The organism is Lysobacter sp. 1R34A, from assembly GCF_051217035.1.
Classification (GTDB): domain Bacteria; phylum Pseudomonadota; class Gammaproteobacteria; order Xanthomonadales; family Xanthomonadaceae; genus Lysobacter.
In genome coordinates this window covers 1-6572 of record NZ_JBPKJP010000153.1, presented here as the reverse complement: position 1 = coordinate 6572, position 6572 = coordinate 1, and the positions used below count along the sequence as shown (strand labels likewise).

The window sequence follows — 6572 nt, the reverse complement described above, 5'->3', positions numbered from 1 at the left end:
CGGCGACGAAACGCGCGGCGTTGACGCCGGCCAGCAGGCCTTGTGCGGCGGCCTCCTCGTAACCGGTGGTGCCGTTGATCTGGCCGGCGAAGAACAGGCCGGCGACGGCCTGGCCGCCTCGCAGGGCTGGGTGGCGCTGACCGCCGAGCGCATCGCCAAGACCAAGCCGGGCTGGAAGGTCGTCAACGCCAGCATCAGCGGCGAAACCACCGCCGGCGGCGCCTCGCGCATCGCCGGCGAACTGCAGCGCCACCGCCCGGCCGTGGTGGTGATCGAACTCGGCGCCAACGACGGCCTGCGCGGTCTGCAACTGGCCCAGAGCCGGGCCAATCTCGAACGCATGATCGTGGCGGCCAAGGCGGCGAAGGCGGAGGTACTGCTGATCGGCATGCGCATGCCGCCGAACCTCGGCAAGGAATACACCTTGGGCTTCGAACGCAACTTCCGCGAGCTGGCCAGCCGGCACGGCACCGCCCTGCTGCCGTTCCTGCTCGAACCGATCGCGCTCGACCGCGCCGCCTTCCAGGCCGACAACCTGCACCCGATCGCGAGCGCGCAGCCGAAGCTGCGCGATCACGTGTGGACCCGGCTCGGGCCGATGCTGAAGTAGGCCGACGCGGACGCCGACGCGTCCGCCTCAGGCGTTGTGGCGCGCCGCGGTCGAACGCGCCCGCGCGTGCGGCCGCTCGGCATCGCGGCCGAGATAGGCCTTGCAGCGGAACTGGTCGATGTCGTTGATGCGCAGGATATTGCGCTTGCGGCTGACCAGGCCGCTGCGGTGCCAGGTCTGCAACTGCGCGTTCAACTTCGGCCGGCTCGCATTGACCATCGCCGCCAGGATGCTCTGGGTCGGCGGCAGGGCCACCTCGAAACTGTCCTCGCGCGGACGCGTCTGCGAGCGCATCAGCGACAACAGATACCTCGCCAGGCGCGATTCGAGCCGGTGCAGGCACATCGTCTCCAGGCTTTCCACCGCCTGCCGCAAGCGCTGGCACAACGAGGCGTGGGCGCGTTCGATCACCGCCGGATCCGAGGTCAGGCTGGGAAAGTGGCGGCGCGACAGCAACAGCACCCGGGTCGGACTGTAGGCCACCGCGGTGAAGGTATGCGAATGATTGTCGAGCAGCGGCGTTTCGTCGACCGTCTCGCCGCTTTCGATGGTGTCGACGATGAGCTCCTGGCCATCGGGACCGTACAGCAGTTTGTAGATCCGCCCGTGGATGACGAAGGCGAGAAAATCGCTGGGATCGTTCTTGAAGAACAACGCATCGCCTTCTTCGAGATTGAGTTCGGTGGCATGGCGGGCGATGTGTTCCAGCAGCGTCGCCGGCAGACCGCGCAGGAGATTGCAGCGGTCCAGGCCCCAGCGACGCCGGCGCACGGCGATGTTGTCTTCGAGTGTCACGCACATACGGGCGGCCGCGTGCCCGAACTGGCGGTTGCGTAAGTCCGGGCGGCGACGAGGCCGCGATGAAGATGGCCGCGAATGCGGCCGATGGCACGTTGCATAACGCCCCCTGTGGATCGTCTGCGTTCGGAGCCTGCGGCGAGCGGCGGGATCCGCCGATCGAGCTGTGTCGCGGATGCGGCGCCGTTGCGGCGTCGCCAGTGCGAACCCGGCCCGCAGGAGCCGGTACGATGCCGGCGCCAAGCGGCCCGGCATCGTGTCCTTTGCCGATTACGCGTACGGCGTCGACTTGAACGAGCTGAGCACGGTCAACAGGCTGGTCAGGTTGTCCGACACGCCGGTCTGGGCGACCTTCTCGGTGGCGCCGGCGGCGGCGGTGGTGTCGACGCTGTAGATCTGCATCACGCCCTGGTTGGCGGCGGCCAGCGACAGCGAATTCTGCTGCTGCTGCGAGGACACCGAGTTCTCGAACAGGATGCCGGTGGAGTGCGCGGCGGCCTGGAAGATCGAGCCCATGGCGAAGGCGGGCGCCTCGCCGATGACCTTGACGTTGGACTGGGTGACGGCGTCGGTGATCTGGTTGTTGACTGCGGTGGGAAAGGCCATGAAGAAATCCTCGATTGCGCATTAGGAAAAAGCGGATGAATCCGGATGCCGGCCCGGCTCGCTGCGAGCGCGGACCGGCATCTGCGGCCCGACCGTCGCGGCCGGGCCGAAGCGGCTATGGCGATCGCGGCCGATTACGGCTTGAACGCGCGCAGCACGGTCAGCAGGCTGGTGAGGTTGTCGGACACGCCGGTCTGGGCGATCTTTTCGGTCGCGCCGGCGGCGGCGGTGGTGTCGAGGCTGTAGATCTGCATCACGCCCTGGTTGGCCGCCGCCTGCGCCAGCGTGTTCTGCTGCTGCTGCGCGGACACGGCGTTCTCGAACAGGATGCCGGTCGAGTGGGCCATCGACTGGTAGATCGAGCCCATCGCGAAGGCAGGCGCCTCGCCGATGACCTTGACGTTGGACTGGGTGACGGCATCGGTGATTTGATCGTTGACGGCGGTAGGGAAAGCCATGTTGAACTCCTTGGAGGGATGAAGTACGGCCGATGCCGTACGTGTTGGAAGAACGAGTCATCTATCGCGTTGTGAAGCCCGCTCCCGGCGCCTTTCGGCCTGTTTTGATGGTTGTCCGGGTCGGGTTAGGCAGCGGGTTTTCCGCTGTTTTCCGCATCGGCGCGCGACTCGTCCGATGACGCGGAATCGGGGGTCTTCGGGATCAGGCCGTTGTCCTTGGCGGCGTCGATCACGCTTTGCAGTTGTTTGGCGAGCGGCCCGAACTGCTGGTCGAAGCGGGCCTCGACTTCGAGCCGCACCAAGTGCGCGAGTTGGTCGGCGATCTGCGCGATCATCGGCCGCTCGCCGGCGCCGGCGCCCGGCTGCGGCCTGGGCGGGCGCAGGTCGTCGAGCGAGGTCGCTCGTTCGACCGCGCCGAGCACCGCCGCCTCGGCTTCGCGTTCGGCGCGCGCGTCCTTGCGCACCGTCGCCTGAGTGCGGCGCAGGCTTTGCTCGATCACCTCCTCGATGCGCTGGCGCCCGGATTCGATCAGGTTGCCGGCCTGGGAACGACCGAGCTGGCCCACCGTCGGCCCGCCCGCCGGCGCCGCCGCGCGCGCCTTCGAGTCGGCGTCGATCGCATCCAGCGCCGCGCCGACCTGCGCGCGTTCGTCGTCGCTGAGTTCGCGCCCGAGCACGCGCAAGGCCAACAGGCCGACGTGATGATCGAGTTCGCTGCGCACCGGATCGGCCGCGCGGCGCGGCGGCGCGTCATTGCTCGCTGCGCCATCGCGCGCAGCGCCATTGCTCGCAGCGCCGTTCACGGCGACGCCGTCGGGAGTCGCGGCCGACATCAGCGCGCTCCCAGCTGTTTCACCAACGCGCCCAGCACTCGCTGCGGCTGCACGCCGACCAGCTTGGCCAAGGCGGCCAGGACCTGCTCGGGAGAGACCCCGGCCAGTCTGGTCAAGGCCTCGAGCACATCGGGGCGCAGGAAGCGTTCGATCAGCTCGTCGCCGTCCGCGGCCGGCTCGGCCGGCGGCACCGGATCTGCCGCCGGATCTGCCGCCGATGCGGTCGCCGGCTCCGCCGCGGGCGCGGGCGTCATCGCCTCGCCCGATGCCGCTTGCGCTGCCGACACCGCCCGCTCCACCGCCTGTTGCGATGCCGCTTGCGCAGTCTTGGCCGCCGGCTGATCGAACAGGCCTTCCAGCTCCTCGTGCAGCAGGTAATGCAGATTCTCGTCCATTGCGAACTCCGGTCTTACAAGGGATGCGATACGCAATGCGGTCGCCGATCAGGCCGGACCGGGCTTGCGCGTGACGGTGACGACGGACGCCGGCGCCTTGTATCCGGCGATCGCCGCGGTGATCTGGCGCGTGCCGGCAAGGCCCGCGAGCGGGCCGACCGTGGCCTGCCAGTACGCGGCCGAGACGCTGGCCACCAGTTGCTGCAATTGCGCGCCGAGGCTCGCCTGGGTCGGCGCGGACGCGTCGAAAGGCACCAGCTCGTAGGCCAGCAGCACGACCGTGCGCAGGAATTCGTCCTGGATGTCGCTATGTTCGACACCCGGCGCGTTCGACCCGAGCAAGTAGGAACGCCAATTGATGAACAGGTTCAGGACTCTGCTCAAGGCGGCGAACCAGACGCTGTGCAAGGGGCTGTCGCCGACCAGAGCCTCGACCAGCGCCTGGAACGCGGCGTAGGCGCGGTCGAGGTTGGCGACGCTGGCGATCAAGGCGGTCGCCGCGCTCAGTTGTTCCTGGAGCACCGGCCTGCCGCCGACGAACAAGTCGGCCAGCGTCGCGGCATCGCGCACCAGCTTCATGAGCTGGCCGATCTGGGTGGCGCTCAGCGCCTGCGCGCCGGCGTACATCCAGCGCTCGTTCGCCGCACGCAGGCGGTCGGTGTCGATGTAGCCATCGAGCCGCCAGTCCCCGGCCGGAGCGAACCGGTCCGCCGCCGCGACGATCGCGTCGCCGCCCGGGCGGGTGTCGAACGCGACGAACGGGTACTTGGAGGCGATGAAGCTGCGGTAGTGGCCGGCCTGGCCGAGCCGGAACCCCAGCAGGCTGGTATTCGCGGTCAATGATTCGTAGTAACTCGGCCCCTGCGCCGAAGCGGGCCGGTCGAACGCTGCGCACAGGGCCATCGCGCTGCGCTGGCCGGCGGCGTCGACCCGCGCGCGCGTGCGCGCGCCGGCGAGGTCGTAGCGACGCAAGGTCAGGCCGTCGCAGGTCAGGCTGTCGTTGCCGAACATCTCGTCGAGCAAGCCCGACACGTCGCGGCTGCGATGCGGCGGCGCGCCGGAGGCGCCGGGCGCGTCCTCGGCCTGGCGTCCTTTGGCTGCGGCGAGGCAGGCGAATACATAGTCCGAATAAGCGCGATAGAACCCGGTTCCGGGCAGCCGCAGCGAGTACGCCATGGCGTAGCCGATCATCGAACGGTTGTCGGAGGCCACGCCCGTGCCTGGGCCGCAGTCGATGCGCTGGGTCAGCTGCAGGGCCCGCGCGCCGGCGCCGGCGCCGAAGAAGCGGGTCAGCTCCGGGCCCGGCTCGACCTGCAGTTGCGCGCTGAGGAAGGCCAACGACTCGGCGTAGCGGCCGGCCTCGTGCTCGCCGCCGGGCAGGTCGATGCCGATCACCTCGCCCAGGGTCGGGTCCTCGAACAGCGGCAGGATCCTGGCACTGAGTTCGCGTCCGAGCGCCTGCGCATCGGCACCGTCCGACGACGTCTGCGCCAGCAGTTTGTACTGGGTCTGGCGGGCCTGGTTGTAGCTCGCCGCGACCGCGTTGGCGGCGCGGATGTCTTCCTCGCCGATGGCCGCCTGCACGTGCGCGACGCCCTGCAATTCGAGATAGCGCAGGCTCATCGCCATCCATTGCAGATAACGCGCTTCGCCATCGGGTTCGGCGCGCAGCTTGCCGATCGCGAACCGGCGGGCGCGGTAGACATCGTCGCGCGGCGTGTAGCGGCTGGCGCCGTAGACTCTGCGGTTGAAGTAACGCAGCGCCGGCATCAACTGGTCGAGCGTCGTCGAGGTGGCCGGCTTGACGCCCTTGGCCAGACCTTCGAGCGCGCCGCGCACGCTCTTGTACAGCACCGGGTCGGTGGCGGCGATGCCGCGGCGCAGGTTCAGGCCGAGCCAGCGGCTCAGGCAGACGCAGGCGATGTAGAGGTCTTCGGCGACGCACTCGCCGCACTCGTAGCGCACCCGATGGCCGCGCGCGGCCAGACCGGCAAGCGGGTTGCCTTCCTCCATCCACGCCAGCGCCTTGAGGAACAGCGACACCGCGCCGCGACCGGGCTGGGCGTCGTCGGCCTCGCCGCCGCCGAACAGCGCGGCCAGCGACAACTGCTGTCCCTGGGCGATGGCGACGGTGGCCTGCACCTCGAGCGCGCCGTCGCGGCCCTGCCGCTTGTACGCCACCGGCAGCTGCAGCGCGTCGCCGGCCACCGACGCCGGATCTTCGACCGGCAGGATGCCGGCGAAGGGGCTGTCGTAGTCGAAGCGATAGCTCGGCAATGTCAGCGACGGCAAGGCGAAATAAGCCATGACCCGGGTCCTGTGGGTGCGGTGCGGCGACGGCGGTCCGGCGCGGGCGTGGGTTCACGCCCGCGCGGGGACGGCGCGGCGATCAACTGCCTTTGCGGTTCTGCAGCAGCGAGGAGTACTTGGCGATGCTCGAGTCGATGCGGTCGATGGCGAAGCTCGCCGACTCGGCTTCCATCGCGCCGGCGGCCGCGGCGACCGCGGCGGCCGCGCCCATGAGGATGTCGGTGGCGAGAATGCCCAGCGCGTCCTCGGCGGCTTTCTCGAGCTGGTTGTCGACCAGATCCTGGGTCATCTGCCGCATCAGGATGCCTTGGCTCGCCAAGGCGATCTTGCTGACCCCGTCGAAGTATGCCGCGGCCGATTGCGCGACCAGGCCCGCGGCCTGGCTGATCATCATGTCCGGGCCGGTCGCGATCTGCGACGGCGCATACGAGGCGGTCTCGGCGTTGGTGAACTGCACCGCCTGCACGATCTGCTGATTGAGCGCGTCGGTCGGCGGCGGCGTCGGCGGCGGCGGCGGCGGCGGCGGGTCCACGCTCTTGGCCATCGCGAGGCTGCGCGCCGC

8 protein-coding genes and 1 pseudogene are annotated in these 6572 nt (G+C 69.4%); 1 reads left to right on the top strand and 8 read right to left on the bottom strand.

Annotated elements, in window-relative coordinates; genetic code table 11:
• Positions 1 to 112, bottom strand: a pseudogene (locus ACSAMQ_RS19545) (FAD-dependent oxidoreductase); the annotation flags it as partial.
• Between the two features lie 18 nt (positions 113 to 130).
• Here ACSAMQ_RS19545 and ACSAMQ_RS19540 point away from each other — a divergent pair.
• A complete protein-coding gene (locus ACSAMQ_RS19540) occupies positions 131 to 610 on the top strand; it encodes an arylesterase (protein WP_435397256.1) in 480 nt (159 codons plus the stop codon).
• A gap of 27 nt (positions 611 to 637) precedes the next feature.
• Here the strand turns inward: ACSAMQ_RS19540 and ACSAMQ_RS19535 are convergent, their stop codons facing one another.
• From ACSAMQ_RS19535 to ACSAMQ_RS19505, 7 genes are all read right to left on the bottom strand, one after another.
• On the bottom strand, positions 638 to 1411 hold the full coding sequence (locus ACSAMQ_RS19535; protein WP_435397255.1) for a Crp/Fnr family transcriptional regulator: 774 nt from the start codon (positions 1409 to 1411) through the stop codon (positions 638 to 640).
• A gap of 267 nt (positions 1412 to 1678) precedes the next feature.
• Complete coding sequence (locus ACSAMQ_RS19530) at positions 1679 to 2014, bottom strand: RebB family R body protein (protein WP_435397254.1); 336 nt, start codon at positions 2012 to 2014, stop codon at positions 1679 to 1681.
• A gap of 134 nt (positions 2015 to 2148) precedes the next feature.
• On the bottom strand, positions 2149 to 2472 hold the full coding sequence (locus tag ACSAMQ_RS19525; RefSeq protein ID WP_031371092.1) for a RebB family R body protein: 324 nt from the start codon (positions 2470 to 2472) through the stop codon (positions 2149 to 2151).
• 125 nt (positions 2473 to 2597) lie between these two features.
• On the bottom strand, positions 2598 to 3305 hold the full coding sequence (locus ACSAMQ_RS19520; protein ID WP_435397253.1) for a hypothetical protein: 708 nt from the start codon (positions 3303 to 3305) through the stop codon (positions 2598 to 2600).
• Positions 3305 to 3700 (bottom strand): hypothetical protein, encoded by a 396-nt coding sequence (locus tag ACSAMQ_RS19515; RefSeq protein ID WP_435397252.1) that lies wholly within the window; start codon positions 3698 to 3700, stop codon positions 3305 to 3307. The genes ACSAMQ_RS19520 and ACSAMQ_RS19515 overlap by 1 nt, the downstream gene beginning before the upstream one ends.
• A 48-nt stretch (positions 3701 to 3748) precedes the next feature.
• Complete coding sequence (locus ACSAMQ_RS19510) at positions 3749 to 6007, bottom strand: hypothetical protein (RefSeq protein WP_435397251.1); 2259 nt, start codon at positions 6005 to 6007, stop codon at positions 3749 to 3751.
• An 82-nt stretch (positions 6008 to 6089) separates the two neighbouring features.
• The gene (locus tag ACSAMQ_RS19505) at positions 6090 to 6554 is read right to left on the bottom strand and encodes a hypothetical protein (RefSeq protein WP_435397257.1); all 465 of its coding nucleotides are present in this window, start codon (positions 6552 to 6554) and stop codon (positions 6090 to 6092) included.
• Positions 6555 to 6572: the final 18 nt, after the last annotated feature.

What these genes read in the sequence shown, in the direction of transcription:
- ACSAMQ_RS19535 (WP_435397255.1), bottom strand. Translation starts at nt 1,411, where the DNA reads ATGTGCGTGACACTCGAAGACAACATCGCCGTGCGCCGGCGTCGCTGG.
- ACSAMQ_RS19530 (WP_435397254.1), bottom strand. Translation starts at nt 2,014, where the DNA reads ATGGCCTTTCCCACCGCAGTCAACAACCAGATCACCGACGCCGTCACC.
- ACSAMQ_RS19525 (WP_031371092.1), bottom strand. Translation starts at nt 2,472, where the DNA reads ATGGCTTTCCCTACCGCCGTCAACGATCAAATCACCGATGCCGTCACC.
- ACSAMQ_RS19520 (WP_435397253.1), bottom strand. Translation starts at nt 3,305, where the DNA reads ATGTCGGCCGCGACTCCCGACGGCGTCGCCGTGAACGGCGCTGCGAGC.
- ACSAMQ_RS19515 (WP_435397252.1), bottom strand. Translation starts at nt 3,700, where the DNA reads ATGGACGAGAATCTGCATTACCTGCTGCACGAGGAGCTGGAAGGCCTG.
- ACSAMQ_RS19510 (WP_435397251.1), bottom strand. Translation starts at nt 6,007, where the DNA reads ATGGCTTATTTCGCCTTGCCGTCGCTGACATTGCCGAGCTATCGCTTC.
- ACSAMQ_RS19505 (WP_435397257.1), bottom strand. Translation starts at nt 6,554, where the DNA reads ATGGCCAAGAGCGTGGACCCGCCGCCGCCGCCGCCGCCGCCGACGCCG.